At 65.9% G+C, this 16,944-nt stretch carries 10 protein-coding genes and 2 pseudogenes; 9 read left to right on the forward strand and 3 right to left on the reverse strand.

The window, feature by feature from the left end; all coding sequences use genetic code 11:
* Positions 1-28 precede the first annotated feature (28 nt).
* The 6 genes from dhaL (at position 29) to ACQPYK_RS17625 (ending at position 12,929) form a co-directional block, all read left to right on the forward strand.
* Positions 29-652 (forward strand): dihydroxyacetone kinase subunit DhaL, encoded by a 624-nt coding sequence (dhaL, locus tag ACQPYK_RS17600; RefSeq protein WP_433256487.1) that lies wholly within the window; start codon positions 29-31, stop codon positions 650-652.
* A gap of 176 nt (positions 653-828) precedes the next feature.
* Complete coding sequence (locus ACQPYK_RS17605; protein ID WP_433256489.1) at positions 829-2,517, forward strand: putative PEP-binding protein; 1,689 nt, start codon at positions 829-831, stop codon at positions 2,515-2,517.
* A gap of 360 nt (positions 2,518-2,877) precedes the next feature.
* Positions 2,878-5,916, forward strand: coding sequence for a BTAD domain-containing putative transcriptional regulator (locus ACQPYK_RS17610; RefSeq protein ID WP_433256491.1), 3,039 nt, complete (start codon positions 2,878-2,880; stop codon positions 5,914-5,916).
* Between the two features lie 329 nt (positions 5,917-6,245).
* On the forward strand, positions 6,246-11,186 hold the full coding sequence (locus ACQPYK_RS17615; RefSeq protein WP_433256492.1) for a LamG-like jellyroll fold domain-containing protein: 4,941 nt from the start codon (positions 6,246-6,248) through the stop codon (positions 11,184-11,186).
* 96 nt (positions 11,187-11,282) lie between these two features.
* Positions 11,283-12,137 (forward strand): hypothetical protein, encoded by an 855-nt coding sequence (locus ACQPYK_RS17620; protein WP_433256494.1) that lies wholly within the window; start codon positions 11,283-11,285, stop codon positions 12,135-12,137.
* Positions 12,138-12,356: 219 nt separating this feature from the next.
* Positions 12,357-12,929, forward strand: a complete 573-nt coding sequence (locus ACQPYK_RS17625; RefSeq protein ID WP_433256496.1) for a DUF6461 domain-containing protein — start codon at positions 12,357-12,359, stop codon at positions 12,927-12,929.
* Positions 12,930-12,958: 29 nt separating this feature from the next.
* Here the strand turns inward: ACQPYK_RS17625 and ACQPYK_RS17630 are convergent.
* The 3 genes and pseudogenes from ACQPYK_RS17630 to ACQPYK_RS17640 all read right to left on the reverse strand — a co-directional run.
* Positions 12,959-13,227, reverse strand: a pseudogene (locus ACQPYK_RS17630) (transposase family protein); the annotation flags it as partial.
* 347 nt (positions 13,228-13,574) lie between these two features.
* Positions 13,575-13,862, reverse strand: a complete 288-nt coding sequence (locus tag ACQPYK_RS17635; protein WP_433256498.1) for a hypothetical protein — start codon at positions 13,860-13,862, stop codon at positions 13,575-13,577.
* Complete coding sequence (locus tag ACQPYK_RS17640) at positions 13,859-14,227, reverse strand: hypothetical protein (protein ID WP_433256499.1); 369 nt, start codon at positions 14,225-14,227, stop codon at positions 13,859-13,861. Before ACQPYK_RS17640 ends, ACQPYK_RS17635 begins: the two co-directional genes overlap by 4 nt.
* A gap of 110 nt (positions 14,228-14,337) precedes the next feature.
* Here ACQPYK_RS17640 and ACQPYK_RS17645 point away from each other — a divergent pair.
* The 3 genes and pseudogenes from ACQPYK_RS17645 to ACQPYK_RS17655 all read left to right on the forward strand — a co-directional run.
* A pseudogene (locus ACQPYK_RS17645) lies at positions 14,338-14,634 on the forward strand (helix-turn-helix domain-containing protein); the annotation flags it as partial.
* 105 nt (positions 14,635-14,739) lie between these two features.
* On the forward strand, positions 14,740-15,717 hold the full coding sequence (locus tag ACQPYK_RS17650) for a hypothetical protein (RefSeq protein WP_433259156.1): 978 nt from the start codon (positions 14,740-14,742) through the stop codon (positions 15,715-15,717).
* Positions 15,718-15,902: 185 nt separating this feature from the next.
* Entirely contained in the window at positions 15,903-16,835 is a 933-nt protein-coding gene (locus ACQPYK_RS17655; protein ID WP_433256501.1) for a phosphotransferase family protein, read from the forward strand.
* Positions 16,836-16,944 lie beyond the last annotated feature (109 nt).

The raw sequence follows: 16,944 nt of genomic DNA on the forward strand, positions 1-16,944 counted from the left end.
GGCCGGGGCCACGACAGGAGTACTTCACATGGACACCGACACCGCCCTGGCCTGGGTACGGGCCATCGCCGAGGCCGTCACCGAACACACCGACCAGCTGACCCAGCTGGACGCGGCCATCGGCGACGCCGACCACGGCACCAACATGCACCGTGGCTTCTCCGCCGTCGTCGCCACACTGGACGGCTCGCGGTTCACCACGGTCGGCGAGGTCCTCACCAAGACCGGAACCACGCTGGTGTCGACCGTCGGCGGCGCGTCCGGCCCCCTCTACGGGTCCGCGTTCCGCGCCGCAGGCAAGCAGCTCACCGATCCGGTGGTCACCGCCGAGCAGCTGCTGGAAGGACTGACGGCAGGGCTGGAGGCGGTCCAGAGACTCGGTGCGGCACAGCCGGGCGACAAGACCATGATCGATGCCTACCGTCCCGCCCTCGACGCCTTCGACAAGGCACTGCGCAACGGCGGCGACCTGGTCGCCGCGGCCCTGGCGGCGACGGACAGCGCGGAGGAGGGCATGCGCGCGACCATCCCCATGATCGCCCGTAAGGGCCGTGCCTCCTACCTCGGCCCCCGCAGCCAGGGCCATCAGGACCCCGGCGCCACCTCCACCGTGCTGATCTTCCACGCCCTTGCCGAGGTGGTGAGCGGATGACCGTGGACCAGGCCGAGTTCACCGGTGACGCAGCCTCTTCCACCGGTGCGGCCCCCTCTTCCACGGCCGAGGTGACCTCTTCTTCACGGTCTGCGAGCGAGGGGGCCTCTTCTCCGGACTCTTCAAGCTCTCCGGGTTCTCCGGACTCTGCGGGCTCTTTGGGCCCTTCGGGTGAGGTGTCCTCTTTCACGGGCAGCGTGGCCTCGCCGGGCGTCGCGCTGGGATTCGCCCGCCGTACCGACCGCCCGAGGCCCGCCTCGACGGGGGAGAGGGCCGGTGGAGAGCCCGCCCGGCGCGTCACCGAGGCCTTCGACGCCGTCGCCGAGCGGCTGAGCGACCTGGCGGCGACCCTGCGCGAGCGTGGTCGACCCGAGCAGGCCGACATCATGGAAGTCAACGGTCATATCGCCCGCGATGGTGACCTGCGCGCCGCCGCGATCCAGCGCGCCGACGAGGGCGTGCCCGTGGCCGACGCGATCCGCGAGGCCGTCGGCCATTACGCCACCATGATCGCCTCCCTGGGCGACCCGACCCTCGCCGAACGCGCCGCCGACGTCCGCCAGGTCGGAAAACGCGCTCTTGCCTGGCTCGACGGCGCCGACCTCTCCGGCGGCGCCGGAACGGACGGCCCGCTCGTCCTCATCGCCGAGGAGATCGGCGCGGCCGACCTCCTGGAGACCGAGTCCCCGATCGCCGCGGCCCTGTCGGTGACCGGGGGGCCCAACTCCCACGCCGCCATCGTCGCCCGATCCCTGTCGATCCCCCTGCTCACCGGCATCGACCGCGCCCTGCTGGACATGGCCGACGGTGTGGAACTGCTCGTCGACGGGGGGCGGGGCACCGTACGCCCCCACCCGCCGACTCCCGACCGCGAGGCCGCGCTCGCCGAGATGGCGCGGGCCCGGGACCGGCGAGTCACCTACGCCGCCGAGCGGGACCTGCCCTGCCAGACGCTGGACGGGCACCCGGTCGTCCTGCGGGCCAACATCGCCACCGCCGAGGAGGCGCGCGCAGCTCTGGCGTCGGGCGCCGACGGCGTGGGGCTGCTCCGCACCGAACTGCCGTTCCTGGAAGCGACGAGCTGGCCGACGCAGGCCCTGCACAGCGTCGAGCTCAGCCCGATCATGCGTGAACTCGTCGGCCGAACCGTCACCGTGCGCACCCTCGACTTCGCCGACGACAAGCTCCCGCCGTTCCTCACCGCGGGGCGTCAGGGGCAGCGTCTGGGGCGGGGCCTGCCGCTCATGCTCGCCGAGCCCGCCGCGTTCGCCGACCAGTTCCGCGCCGTCCTCAGCGTCGCCCCGGCCGGCGACGGCCTGCGCCTGATGATCCCCATGGTCGCCGACATCGCCGAGTTCCGCGCCTGCCGCGACCTGCTGGACGCCGCCGCCACCGAGCTCGGCGTCCCCGCCCCGCCCCTCGGAGTCATGATCGAACTCCCCGAGGCCGTCGCCGCCGCCGACCGGCTCGCCGCGGAGGCCGCCTTCCTGTCCATCGGCAGCAACGACCTGACCAGCCAGATCCTCGGCCTCGACCGCCGTGACCCCGCGGCCACGCCGATGATGACCGCCCACCCCCGCGTCCTGGCCGCCATCGCCGAGGTCGTCCGCGCCGCCCACCGCCACGGCCGGCAGGTCTCGATCTGCGGCGACGCCGCCGCGAACGCCACCGTCATGCCCCTGCTGGTCGGCCTGGGCTGCGACGTGCTCTCCGTCTCCCCGGCCGCACTCGACGAGATCCGCTACCGGATCCGCCGTCTCCGCCGCGACGACTGCCGGAACCTGGCGGCCGACGCCCTGCGCTGCGACAGCGCCGAACAGGTCTGGGACCTCGTCCAGCAGAGCTCCTCAGTCCTCCCGGCCTGACCATGTACGAGTAAGTGGAGAGCACTCTTCGCGATAAGGATGCTACGGAACGACAGGAAAATGCCCGAGCTCCCGTTGTGATGATTGTTCCCATCGGCAATCTCCCAGCGGGAGCTTTTCTATTCCATGCCGGGCCCTCTGAGTTGCGGCGCCCCGTGACCTGGGAAATGAAGAGGAAACGAGTCTGCATAGGGGTCCCTCAACCCAAATTCTTCGATCTTGTATTGTTTGACCCGTTATCGAAGATTTGATTTGTTGAGACTGCTCTCCGAGATGAGGCGGCTGCACGGTGTATGCCGAACTGGCATACACCGTGGCCGGCATGCCCGGAGGTGAATCTCAGGGTTGAAAGGGGTCGGTTTGGAGTTCCGGGTACTCGGGCCGGTGGGTGTCTGGCGTGACGGACGATTGTTCTCGGTCGTCGGCCCGAAACAGCGAACATTACTCGCCGTGCTGGTGCTGAACGCCAGTCGTGTCGTCTCGCACGATCGGCTGCTTACCGCGCTGTGGGGAAACACGGTTCCGGCCTCCGGGCGCAGGCTGCTGCATAACCATCTGTGGTCCCTGCGCCGGTTGCTCACCGATCCCGCTGTTCTGGCGAGCACGCCCATGGGTTACTCGTTGCAGATCCCGTCCGATGCCTCGGATCTCGGCGTTTTCCTCACCGAGACCGAGGCCGCCCGCGCCTGTTTGTCGGCGGGCGATGCAGTACAGGCGTCTGAGCGATTCCAGAAGGCGTTGGCACTGTGGCGCGGCTCCGCGTTCGAAGGCGCCAGTCCCGGCTTCCAGTCGGCTGAAGGTCCCGCGTTGGAGGAACAGAGAACCGCCGCGCTCGTCGGGCGAATCGAGGCCGACCTCGCCTCGGGCGGCGGTTCCGAGCTGGTCAGCGAGCTGAGAGGGCTCGTCGCCGAGAATCCACTGCACGAGCGGCTGCGAGCGCAGCTGATGCTCGCGCTTCATCGCGCGGGACGGACGGCGGAGGCGCTCGAGGAGTACAGGCGGGCACACGAGCATTTCCGGCGCGAGCTCGGTCTGGAACCGGGAGAGAACCTGGCCAGGCTTCACCAGGAAATCCTTTCGGCCGACCCCGGGCTCGATCTCACCGCCGAGGTACGGCATGCAGAGGCACCCGCTCCTCCGGCTCGCCCCCATTCGATTCCCCGGCAGCTTCCCGCTGACATCGCTCGCTTCACCGGCCGGGAGGAAAGCCTGCGGCAGCTGGACCGGTTGTTGGCCATGGAGCAGGAGGGCGTGCCGGTCGTGGTCATCACCGCCATCGCGGGCACCGCCGGAGTCGGGAAGACCGCGCTCGCGACACACTGGGGCCACCGGGTGGCCGACCGGTTTCCCGACGGGCAGCTGTATGTGAACCTCCACGGCTATTCGCAGCAGGAGCCCGTCACGGGAGCGCAGGCTCTACGCCAGCTTCTCGGTGGGCTGGGTCTGGCGGTGGAGGAGATTCCTCGTGACACGGGCGAGCGGGAGACCCTTTACCGGTCACTCATGGCCGGCAAGCGGATGCTCGTGGTGCTCGACGACGCGGCCAGATCCGAGCAAATACGTCCCCTCCTGCCCGGATCGCCTTCGTGCAAAGTGGTCATCACCAGCCGGGACTCGCTGCGAGGACTATCGGTCACCCATGATGTCCGCGCCATCGCTCTCGAGGTCCTCTCGGCTGAGGAGGCGCGGGCACTGCTCGTCGCCGTTCTGGGGATCGATCGAATCCGCGATGAAATGGACGCGGTCTCGGAGCTGGCTCGGCTGTGCGGATACCTGCCGCTCGCGCTCCGGCTGGCCGCGGCCCATCTCGCGAGCGAGCCCGCCCTGCCCGTCGGCGACTTCGCGGCGCGGCTGCGCAAGGAGAACCCCCTGGCCACCCTGGAGATCGAAGAAGATCCACACATCGGGGTCCGCGCCGCCTTCGAGCTCTCCTACCGGGCCCTACCAGAACCCGCCCGGCTGGTCTTCCGGCTGATGGGTCTCGCCCCCGGAGAGGACATCAGTCTTGACGGCGTCGCCGCCCTGACCGACCTGTCCGTCGGAGAATGCCGCGCGGTGGTCGACACGCTCGTCAACGCGCACCTGGTCGGCCGAGACGATGCCCGGCGGCTGACGATGCACGATCTGATCCGTGTCTACGCGCGTGACCGCGCCGAGGTCGATGACCCGGAGGCCGACCGCCGCGCTGCGCTGACACGCCTGTTCGACTGGTATCTGCGCACGACCGTCGCCGCCATGGACCTCATCGATCCCGGCCGTCTGACGAAGGCGCTCGATATCCCGGTGGAGGATGACGACAGAGCGAGGTTCAAAGGTCCGGCGGATACGTGGAAGTGGATGAAAGCAGAACACCGCTCGTTGATGGCCGTGGTTTCCTATGGAGCTTCCCATGGATGGTCCGCTCACGCCTGGAGAGCGGCGCGATCATTGTCACGGTTCTTTGATGTGCAGAATCGCATAGACGATTGGATCGCCATCCAACAGATCGGCCTGACCGCTTCTCGTGTGATCGGAGACCAGCACGGTGAGGCTCAAATGCTGGCGGCCTTGGGCTATGCGTACATGTTCGCTGGAGACTATTCCATGTATCTGGACCTTCAGCGGCAGAGCCTTGCCTTGTGTGAGGCCATGGGAGATCGTGAGGGGCAGGCCAGAGCCCTCAGCGATATCGGCTACGGCCTGACACGCGTCGGACGGCTGACCGAGGCGGTCGAGGTCTGCCGGAAATCCATCGAACTCGAACGTTCTCTTGGTAAGCAGCCCGATCCTGCCGGTGCGCTACACCGCATATCAATAACCTACCTGCAGTTAGGACGCCCGGAGGATGCGCTGAGCCATCTCCAGGACTGCCGATTTTACTTGCAAGAGCAAGGGGGCGGGCAGGGCGACGCGTACATTCTGATGCATCTGGGCGAAGCCCATGCAAGGCTGGGTGACTTCGAGGCCGCGTTGAAGTGCCATGCGCAGGCTCTTGAAATTGGCCATAAGTTGGGAAATGTCCGTATGGTGGCGGACGCCTTGAATCATCTCGGTAGAGACCATTTGAGGCAGGGACGCCATGCCGAGGCCCTCGCCTATCACAAGGAGGCCCTCGTCAAGATAGGGGAGGCGGGTAACGGGGAGATTGAGTGCGAAATACTCATCGACTTGGGGAAAGCTCACCTGGCGGTCGGAGAGAACGATGCCGCGATAGAGAATCACCGGACGGCCTTGGGGTTCTCCTCATCTTTGAACAATCTCTATTATAAAGGCCTTGCGCACAGTGTGCTTTCCGTGACACTGGAAGCCTCGGGAAGAAAGAAGGAGTCAAGCCGGCACAGGAAAGAAGCTCTCGCCATACTCACCCCGATGGGGATCCCGGAGGCCGAGGTCATCGCCGCAGGGGTGGCATTCGCCTGAGGTGGCGGTCCTCCTGATCGATCCGGATGGCGGGCGGCTGTGGCGGGCACTGATCGAGGCGGCGCCACAGGAGGTTGTCCTCCGATAAGCCTCCTGTTCAGACACGCGGCGATGCGGCGAAGACCAAGATCGCGACACAATATAAGACAAGATCAACATCGCCATCCTGCATGCTTGCGGTGATCATTTCCGGCCGGTTCTCCCACTTCCCCACACCGGCCGGACCATCTCCCTACATGCTGGAGGAATTGGTGAGGTCTTCCTTGCCGTACCGCCCATCCACGCCGCCGCCACGGCGCGGATCACCCCCACGGACCACGTTCACGGTCGTGACCGTCTCCGCTCTTGCCGCGTCACTCCTGGCGGCGGGCGGCTCCCTGCCCGCCCAGGCCGACCCGAAACCAGGTGCTGCGCCGACACCCGCGACACCTGCGGTGACGACCTTCCCTCGCCCGGAAGATCCGGATGCTCCACTCCGCGCCGGTGTCGAGGAGGCCAGGAAACAGAACAAGCCCGTCGAGGTGGAGGCCGCGGGCACAGAGGCGTCCCGGTCGTGGGCCAACCCTGACGGCACCATCACCATGCAGTCCTACGCCGGCCCGGCCAGAGTCAAGCAGGCCGACGGTTCCTGGGCTTGGATCGACACCGCCCTGGTGGAACGTGACGGTGTTCTGAAGCCGAAGGTCGGCAGGGCCGACATCGGGTTCTCCCTCGGAGGCGACGGCAAGGCGTTCGCGTCCATGGAACGCGATGGCAAGGGGCAGCGGTTCGCCCTGGACTGGGGGAAATCCCTTCCACGCCCGGAGGTGACGGGCAATGTCGCCCGCTACGTGGACGCCGCCGGGCCCGGAGCGGATCTGGTCCTGACGGCCCTGCCCACCGGGTTCCAGCACGACGTGGTGCTGCGTGAGAAGCCCAAGGGGCCGGTGGAGTTCCGCATCCCGATCCAGCAGGAGGGCCTGCGGTTCGCCGAAGGTAAAAAGGGCGGCCTGAAACTGGCCGATCCGAAGGGCAAGACAGTCGCTCAGGCCCCGGAACCGATCATGCGGGACAGCGCCGAGCCGGACGCCGATGGCAAGGGAAGCCGCCGGACCGGCTCGATCGACACGCAGGTGATCACCGAGAACGGCACCTCGGTTCTGGTTCTGAAGCCGGACGCGAAATTCCTCGCCGACCCCGCCACCAAGTATCCGGTCGTCGTGGATCCGACCTCCACGCTCACGCTGGACACTGACACCTATCTGCACTCCAACAGCACGGGCTATGACCAGCCTGGTGCCAGCTCCCTCAAAGTCGGTGGTGAGACATGGCGACCCAGCGGCAGCACGGCAACCGTCGTCGACTACAACAGATCCCTGCTCAAATTCGACGCGAGTCCCCTGGCCGGAAGGGCGATCGCCAGCGCGCAGCTGGAACTGTGGGCGCCGAACGGCTCCCGATGCGACGTCTACGGAGACGGCCTGAAGGCTTCGCGTCTCACCGGCGCGTGGACGCCTGGTCAGGTCACCTGGGCCAATCAGCCCGCCACGGCGGAAAGCGGGTCCCAGATTCAACTCTGCCCGCCCTATGCCGAGGGCGTCTATCCCCGGGCGTTCACCTGGTCGGTCAAGGACATCGTCAGCAGCTGGGCGGCGGGAACGGCCAATTACGGCCTGCAGATCCGCATCGCGAGCGAGTCGATGACGTGGGGGACGAACGGCACCATCGAGTTTCACTCCGCTGAGACCACCGGCAGCGGTGCGCATCCCCCGAAGCTGACCGTCTCCTACATGCTGCCGCCGGAGATCCCCACCGTCACCGCGGAGTCCATCGACTCCATGGCCGGCAACGACGCGATCGCGCGCAGCACCAACGTCAAGGTCGGATTCAAGTCCAGTGTCGCCGAGGCCACCAACCTCGACTACACCGTGAGCGTCAACGACTCCACCATGGGCACCCCGCCGGCGACCCCAACGGGTGAGGCCGCCTACTGGAAGTTCGACGAGGCCTCCGGAACGACGGCGACAGACTCGTCCGGCAAGGGATTCCCCGCGACGATGAACGGGGCCGCCAGCCGTGACACCGGGCAACTCGGCAAGGCGCTGAAGCTGGTCAACGACGGCCTGACCGACCCCAACGACGCCTACGCCGTGACCACCAAGCCGGTACTCAACACCAACCAGAGCTTCTCGGTCAGCGCCTGGGCGCGACTCGACGGCAGCACCGGTGACCACACCATCGTGAGCCAGATCGGCACCAAGCAGGCCGGTTTCTTCCTCACCTACCACGAGTACGAACAGAAGTGGTGGTTCGGCATGCCGCGCAGCGATGCGGTCCCCACCACCACGACGATCGTGGCCTCCGACAAGCCGGCCCAGATCAACACCTGGACCCATCTGGTCGCCGTCTACGACGCCGCCACGCTGAAGCTACGACTGTACGTGGACGGCAGGCTGTCCGGGGAGAAGGACCACGCCACCCCGTGGAACGCCCGAGGGAACTTCCAAATCGGTCGCACCAAGGTGGACAACTCCTTCGCCAACTACCTCAACGGCGCGGTCGACGACGTCCACGTCTACAGCCGCGTGCTCACCGAGACCGACGTTCAGGCCCTGCACGGTGTCCCCACCGCTACCAGCTATAACGGCGTCCCGTCGGGACAGATCGTCGACAAGCTGTTCACCCTCGACAATCCTGCCAGCTTCAAGTTCGTCGTGAAGGCCTGCCGTACAGGCGTCACTCCGCCCTCCTGCAACGAAAGCCCGGCCTACCGCATCACCAGTGACGCTCCGTTCGTCCCCACGGACGCCGAGACCGGCATGGCCGATCCCACCCGGCCGATCCTGTCGGGCATGGTGTCGCGTCCCTCGGGTGGACAGGTAACCGCCAAGTACTTCCTGTACGACAGCACCGGTGCTCCGGTCGGTTCCAGCCCACTGGGCGAGCGCGTCGTCAACGGCGGAGAGCGGGCGTCCTTCCAGATCCCTGAGAACACCGTTCGTCTCGGCGGGACGTACACCTGGCAGATGCAGGCGTGTGCGCTGGAGGTATGCACCGCTAAGACCGCCCCGGTCAGTTTCACTGTCCCTGGCACCCCAACTGATCCGCCCGCTGAAGACGTCCGACATCTGACCCTTCTTAAAGACAACTTTGTCATCAAGACGGCGAAGACCGACCCGACTGCCTGCGGTGGCGCCCCTTGCACCGTTACCGACGACACGGTCATGCGGATCGGCGGCACTGGCACCGATAAGATCGCCGCCGTTATCGGATTCAGACTCGATGAGCTCCCCGACGGTGCGGTCATCACGGAAGGGGTCCTTAAGCTCGGCGCGTCAGGGTGTCCGGCAGGTACCTGCCCCACAGGCGCGGTCATCACCGCTACTCCGCTCAAGAGTCCGGTTACGAGCGAGTCGAAGGGTTCGGATCTGGCGGGCGACGCCGATCCCGAGGCGACGCCGTACTCGCTACCGCTGGCTGGCCCACAGGCCGACATCGCTGGAAGCGAGTACCAATGGCTGTTGCTCACATCCAACCAGGACGAGATCATCACCTTCGCGGATGCAGCGGCTACCGAACAGCCCTCGCTCGCGCTCACCTACCTGCCCGCCGGACCGCCGAGCAAGGTGCTCAACCTGAACGCCTCCGGTGGCGATGCCAGCGCTATCGCCAGTTGGGGCGTGCCGGAATCCAACGGCGGCATGGCGTTGCTGGACGGCTACGACGTCGAAGTGGTCGATGATGGTGGCACCGCCGTCAAGACGGTGCAGGTCAAGGACCCGTGGGCGGCGATCAGTGGCCTGGCCAACGGTGTAACCTACACCATCAAGGTGCGGGCTAAGACCGCATTCGGCGTCAGTGACTGGGAAGCAGCCACCGCCACGACCAAAGCGGTCCCACCGCCTCCGACACCGAATCCGACAAGGGCGTGCATCCCCTTTCTTGACACACCGCCTTCGGCTGTGAAGAGCGTGTCGGTCTCGGAATCGGGGGCACAGGAGTACCTCGACCGCATCCAGGCCTATTACCAGGCACAAGACGCCGTACTCGAAGGCCGGGCCACCACCATCTGGGACGCCCCCGGCGTCACCGCGAGCGCACCCAGCGCGGCCAAGCTGTCGCTGCTGAACGCTGCTCTCGTGCAGGAACGAGAGGCGCTGGCGCAGGATGGCAAGATCAGATCCGGCTCATCGGTGCAACTGGCCAATACGGTTGTGCAGGCGATTGCGGATGGCAGCGTCCGCGTCGCCGCCGAGGTCAAGCGCACCTGGACAGAAACGAGTGGATCCACGTTCAGCACCGTCCCGGATCAGTCCGCTGTAGGTACGGGGGGGACGATCGAACCAAGCGAGGCGACTATCTCGATCTTCGTGTTCGACCGCTGCGGCAATGTCACCATCATCGACGTCCCGTTGGAGGCGAACGAGGATTCCACTGACCACGCAGACCGCGGAGCTGGCGGCGCTGCTATTCCTCCGCCGTGCGGTGCCCCCCGAGCGCCTGGCTGCAAGACAACACCGGGAGAGCGGACGTCATGCTGGACTGCCGACCAAAGCCTGTACTGCGAGATGCGGCAGCAGCTTGGCCGGAAGAATTGGTGGCTTCTCACCTCGGGCTACGCCGAGTGGGGACCTCACGAAGGTATAGGTGTCGGCTGTCCTCTGGAGTGCGACGAGTTCCCGGAGCACCGCTGGAAGATCAACAGATTCCACAGCTTCATGCACGTGTATCCCGCCAACGGCCAGAAGGAGTTGAACACCCCGTTCGGTCGTGCATTCTCTAAGGTGCTCTACTCCAATTCCACTAAGAGTGGCGGTATGGAGTACCGTTCGAAAGGCTGCTTCCAGAAGCAGACCATCGATGGTCAGGTCAAGGGCGCGATATCGCTGATGTGGGAGCAGGCTGGGGCTTCGGGCGAAAAGACTGTGAGCGGTCAGATTGCCGAAGGCTGCACGGATGTCCTCCTGCTGAAGAACCACGACCCCAACAACCCCACGAAAATCTCGGATGCAACCGGAGACGTCCAAGCGAGATGCACCGTCCCGGTCTTCGGTGAATGCGGGATCGGAAGATACCGCCATCACTTCACCGCCATGATGTGGGCGTACTTCAGTGTGAAGGCCACCAACCCGAAGACCGGGAAGGTTTCCACTCAGAATTACTCGGTGAAAGCCAACCACTCGGCGGACTGTTACGTGTCGCGGTACCGTAAGAATCCTAATGAGGTGGTGTCGCGTCCGCTGAAGTGCGAACCTGTGATTCAGGCGCTTGTCGCGGGAACGCTGGATTAAGATAGGGCGTTCATATGATGCGGCGGCAGGGTGTTGAGACACATCCTGTCGCCGGTCTCGGCTGAGCCAAGTAACAACACGAACTCTTGGAGCATCATGACAATGAAGGCGAGCAGAGTTCGCCTGGGGAGTTTGGCCATCGCCGTGATGGTGGTGTTAGCCGGCCTCGTCCTGCTTCCCGTGGCCGCCCGAACGCCTTCCTCAGACCTATGGCGGAACATGTATAGCACCCAAGACGTATGGCGGGTTCTCGTGAACGGCTTCGCCTCAGCTAACCCTGACTATGCGGTCGACTACCTTGAGTCAGACCGCGAGAATGCAAGCGTATCAAGCCGAGGAAGTGATTTGCGGCTGGTACTGTCACCCATGCCGGGGCAACTGGGCAACGACCTACGATTCGAGACGTCGATCGGGCTACTCCCAGACGGCTCGATCAAGTTGCCCAAACTGTGGACTACGCGAATCTCAGCCGCCTACAGAATGCTGGCATTCAAGACCGAATCTGTCGAAGACATGCTGGATGAGATTCAGGGGCCTTTCTGGGCAACTGCCGTGGTGTGGTTCAGGCGTCCCCTGAAAGAGAGGGAGGTGGAAGCCATCTGGCCGCATGCAGTGGAGACGGTATTCTTCCCTCCGTCAGCGCGAGGCGCTGAGGCATCCCCGATCACCTGGTCGGCGACGACAAACTGCTATTCCCGTGGACTTCAGGAGTGCGAGCAGATCCTTTCTAACGTTGGTCAGTTTCAGCGCTGGGCGTCCAGCCTCACTCGAAAGGACCAGGATCTCCTTGAGTTGGTGGGCCTAGACAGCGACGAAATCGCGACAAGAGCCGCGTCCGGCCTTATCGCGGGGATCCTTGTGACCAGCGACGTTTCCGGGATTCGCCAGCTGGCCAAGAAGCCGGTCATCGAGGGTGCCCAGGTGGTCGAAGTCACCCGTATGTGGAGGTAGTCGCTATCTGGATCTCCTACGGCTTCAGTGAGCCTTTTTCATCCTGAAGCCGCAGCTTAGAGCGGCTGAGTCGGTAGAGGTGAACACTCAGGCCGCCACCGGGCAGGTTGTCGGGTGATCCGGCCCAGTCCAAGCGCGTCACGCCGCATTGCGCCCAGTCCCATCGTCCTGCGGCGATCGGGTCCTGTGCCTGTCGGTGGCGGCTGGCAGCATGACGACATGACGATGCAGCCCTTCGATATCTCTTGGCTCTGCGGTGAATACGCCGAGGAGTGCTACAGCTTCATCTACATCCGTGCCACGCCTGAACAGGTGGTCGCCCACCTCGGCGGTCGATGGGAGGACTTCACGCCGGGTCCCTTCCCCGACGACCCGGATTACTACTCACGCTCTGAGAAGCCTCTCGGCGTCACCTCCATCGGCGATTGGACGTTCGTTTTCGACTCTGACTGGCTCGGCACCCGCGAAGACGTGATCACTGAACTCTCCGAGGGCACCCGCCTCGTCTCCCAAGCCGCACTCGGCATCAAGGACATGGACTACTTCTACTGGTGTGAGGACGGCGAGATCCGATTCGCCTGGGGCGGCGATGACGGATATCTGACGGAGATTCCGGACGAACTCGTGGACACGATGGCGGAGATCGACAGGCTCTACCCATCGGGTCCCCGGCTCTACCAAGGGCCGGCTTTCCTGCTCGTCGAGCACCTGACCGGGATCAGGGCGACGGAGCAACTACTGAAGAGTTCCACGTTCATGTGGGGCGTCGTCCCAGAACCAACCAAGTCGTAACGTTGGCCAACAGTGAACCTATGTCAGCCTCATGCGGCCTGGGCGACACGGTGGTTCTGAAGCACGGCGATGGCTTTGCAGGGGTGGCCGGCCTTGGAAGGGCCGTAGCGTAGCTTTCGGAGGATCTTCAGTCTTTGAGCTGGGCGTTCGCGCGTTCGCCGGGTCCGCGTAACCTGGCGTGGGCGCGGTTGGCCCGCTTCTGGGATTCGGGCTTGTTCTTGCCCTTGTACGGGGTGATCAGCGGTCCCTCGGCGCCCTGATAGCCCTTGTCGGCCAGGGTGACGATTCCGGCCCGACGACAAATCGACGGCAGCACGATAGAACAGCATCCGAAGCCCCTGGTTGCGACGGTGTGGGTTGTGGTGATCAACCCGTCTACCAGGGGTTTCTCTATGTCGTCAGGCGAACGCCGACCTTGCGATCACGCTGTGACCAGCGCTCCGCCGTCAGGGGATGAAAAACGTTCAGTGAATCGCCCCGGGTTCGGTGGAGACTCTGATGTGCTCCGAGTTGCATGAAGTTACTTTGGTTGGCTTCATGCTGGTTGGCGGGCTGGGTAGAGCATCTCGTATTCGACGAGGGTTCGCATCCCGAGGGCACTGTGGCGGCATGGTCCCTCCAGATCCCACGCCGCCACGCCCGTCTTCACCGGGCTCGTCCGGACAGCAGCGCCGTCCAGATCGCCCGAACCTCATGGATCGAGCTGACAGAGGTCTCATGCACCTCGTGCCTGCCGTCGAGTTGAATGGTCCGCCGGATGAACGCCCGCCCGCCGCCCTCGCACAGTTCATAGACAGTGGCGCGGCAGAAGCAGGTCCAGGCCACCGAGCGCACCCGCGCGAGCACCGGATACGGCTTTCGCCACTCCAGCCTCGCGTGATCGCGCTGGGCCATGACCACGTGCGGGCTCAGGCATTCATCCAGCGTGATCACGCCGTGCTCTCGGCGATCAGCTCCGACAGCGGATGTGTCTCCCGAAGCTCCCGGTAGCGGAAGGTGACGCGCCGGGCGGCGCGGTCAGGGTCGGTCGCCGGGTGCCAGGCGTAGACGAACCGCCGGCGCCGGGCGTCCCAGCCGGTGCGCCACCAGAACCGGTCCCCGTCGCACCACACCACCAGGCCGACCCAGACCGACACCAGCGCCAGCCCGTAGCCGTCATGGACGTCGGCGACGATGCCGTATTTCTCCAGAGCAACGCGCAGAAGTTCGGCCCTCCGGCCGGGATCGACGGTGATCAGGGCCGGGATGGTGCGCCGAGTGGGGTGCTGGAGATCTGGGCCTGTTTCGAGGCTGGTCACGGTACCGTCCTTCGCCGTAGTCATTGACCGCGCCCCCGTACCGGAGCCACCATGGATTGCGCCGTAGCCGCGTGACGGCAGTTGCTTTCCGGTGGTCGCTGAACAGGGAAATGACCTTTCGGGGCGAGGAAGACGAATTGGTAGCCGCCTGCTCCCCGCCTGGTAAAAGCATCAGGGTCGACAACCGGCAATTCACCGTTGCGCCGTTGCCGCAACAATCGTTGCCGCAACGGTCAGAGAGGGCGTTCGGCGTGGTCAGTGGCCAAGACTTACGGGCAGCGCGGCAGGGCGCGAAGGTCAGTCTCGATGCGCTCGCCGAGCAGATCGGCATGTCAAAGGGACATCTCAGTCGCGTGGAACGTGGACAACGAGAAGCTACACCGGCCTTACTGCGCAGCTACCAACAAGCATTAGGCGTGTATGTTGCGGCAACAAACACCGAATCTCTCTTACCGGACACTATGGAAGATATGAAACGCAGAAGTGTTTTAGGAATCATTGCGGCTGCCTCTGTGGGATCGGCCGCACTGGAGCCGCTGGCTCGCCTGCTGGACGGCTTGGACGGCAAGGACCTCGCCAGTGTTGGCGTCGCCGAGGTCCAGGCGGTCGAGGCCGCCGCCGATCTGTACACCCGCATGGACCTGGCCCACGGCGGAAGCATGGCAGCGGCCATGGCGCGCGGCTCCCTGAGCTGGGCGATCGAACTGCTGGACAAGCCGATGACACCGCCGATCCGCGAACGCCTGTCCTCAGCCATCGGACTGCTGGCCGACCGCCTCGGCTGGGCCGTCTACGACGCGGGCGACACCGCCAAGGCCAGCCGAGTGCTCACTCTCGCTCTGGACAACGCCGCACGCGGCACCGATCGGGACCTGCGCGCCCACGTCATGCTGGACCTGTCCACCGTCGTCACCGACGCAGGCCGCCCATTGGAAGGCGTGGAGATCCTCCGGCTGGCCCTGGGCGATGAGCGGATCAGCTCCGCCGAGCGGGCCAACCTGCACGCCGTCGCCGCCCGGCACTGCGCCGCAGCCCACGACCGCCCAGCAGGGCTACGACACGTCGACCTCGCCGAACAAGCACTGACCAAAGCGCAACCGGCCTCATCACCGGACTGGGCACGGCGCATCACCGTCTCCCCCGGACACCATGACAGCGCCCTGGGCCTGGCCCTGTTCGCTCTCGATGAGGACGCCCGAGCGCGGGAGCGCCTGTCATCGGCCGTGGCCAGGCTGGAGGCCGGCCGGACCCGCACCGGGCTGCGCTGCCGTACTCGGCTGGCCGTCCTGCACATGCGCGCCGGAGACCAGGGACTCGGCGAACGCGAGGCGCGCCGGGCCGTACGGGACGCCACCGGCGTCCGATCCCGGCGCATATCCAGCGACCTGCAGATGATGGTGGCCAGCGCCCGCACACACGGCATGAACGGACTCGCCGACGAGCTGACACGGGCGATGGCGCAGGAGGCAGAGGCCTCGACAGAGGTGTAGAGCCTCTCAGGGAGCTGACGCTCTACACACTCGGGGCCGCCGTGCGACAGGAGCCGCACGCCGTACGGCGCGGGGTCACAGGGCGTCAGCGGGGTCGTGGATGGTGGGGACGCGTGCCCGCCGGGGATCGGCATGCGAGGCGAGCTTTGGCGATCATGGGCTGTTCCGTTGGCTACGGTGGGCGCATGATCAGGAATGTCTCGCTGCCGGACGACTGGGAGCCGAGAGTCCGGAAGTCCCTTGGTGGCGTGCTGCCCGAGCTGCGCGACGCCTCGCTTCGCCCCCTCGGCGCCGGGCTGGACAACGTGACGCTGCTCCTGAACGAGGAGATCGTCCTGAGGCTGCCGAAGAACGACGACGGAGCCGAGAGCGTCGAGCGGGAGGCGCGGCTGCTTCCCGAGCTCACTATCGACCTGGCCATCCCGCGCTTCCTGTTCACCGCGCCCAACCCGCTCGGTCCCGGCTCCTTCTGTGGTTACGTCCTGGTTCCCGGCGAGGTGCTCTCCCCGGAGCAGTGGCGCGCACGGGGGCTGCTCGACCGGCCCGAGTCGGTACGGCGGGTCGCCGCGGCGCTCGACGCCGTCCACGCCTTCCCGGTGGACAAGGCCGAAAGGCTCGGGCTGCCGGCCCCGGGACTGCGGGAGGACTTCGCGGACGACCTGGCCTCGATCCGGCGGGAGGTGCTCCCCAGGCTGACCTCAGAGCAGGGGAAGACACTGCTCGCGGCCTGGGAGGGCTACCTCGGGGGCGACGCCAACTTCGCCTACCGGCCCACGCTGACGCACGGCGACGTGAGCCTGGACCACCTGCTGGTCTCCGGCGAGGAGATCACCGGGCTCATCGACTTCGGCGACGCCGAGATCGGCGATCCCGACTACGACCTGTCCTACCTGTGGGCCGAGGCGGGGCCGGAGTTCGTACGGCGGGTGCAGGCTCACCGGGGCCTGCCGTTGGCCAAGGGGCTGGTCCGGAAGCTCGATTTCTGGAGCCTGGCCGATCCGGCGCAGGACGTGGTCTACGGCCTGGAGATCGACGAGCCCGAGCTGGTCGACGACGCCCTGAGCACGCTCCGCGCCCGCCTCGCCGCCGGAACCCGTCAGGGCCTCGACCGGGAGTAGACCGGCCGGAGTCCGGGTCTGCTCAACCGGGAGGGGTGGCGAGGGCGTCCGCCGGTGGTCGTAGACGAAGAGAGCCGGGCGGGGCGGGCGGCTGGGGCTCTGGTTCCCC

The organism is Streptosporangium sp. CA-135522 (assembly GCF_050949235.1).
In the GTDB taxonomy this organism is placed as follows: Bacteria; Actinomycetota; Actinomycetes; order Streptosporangiales; family Streptosporangiaceae; genus Streptosporangium.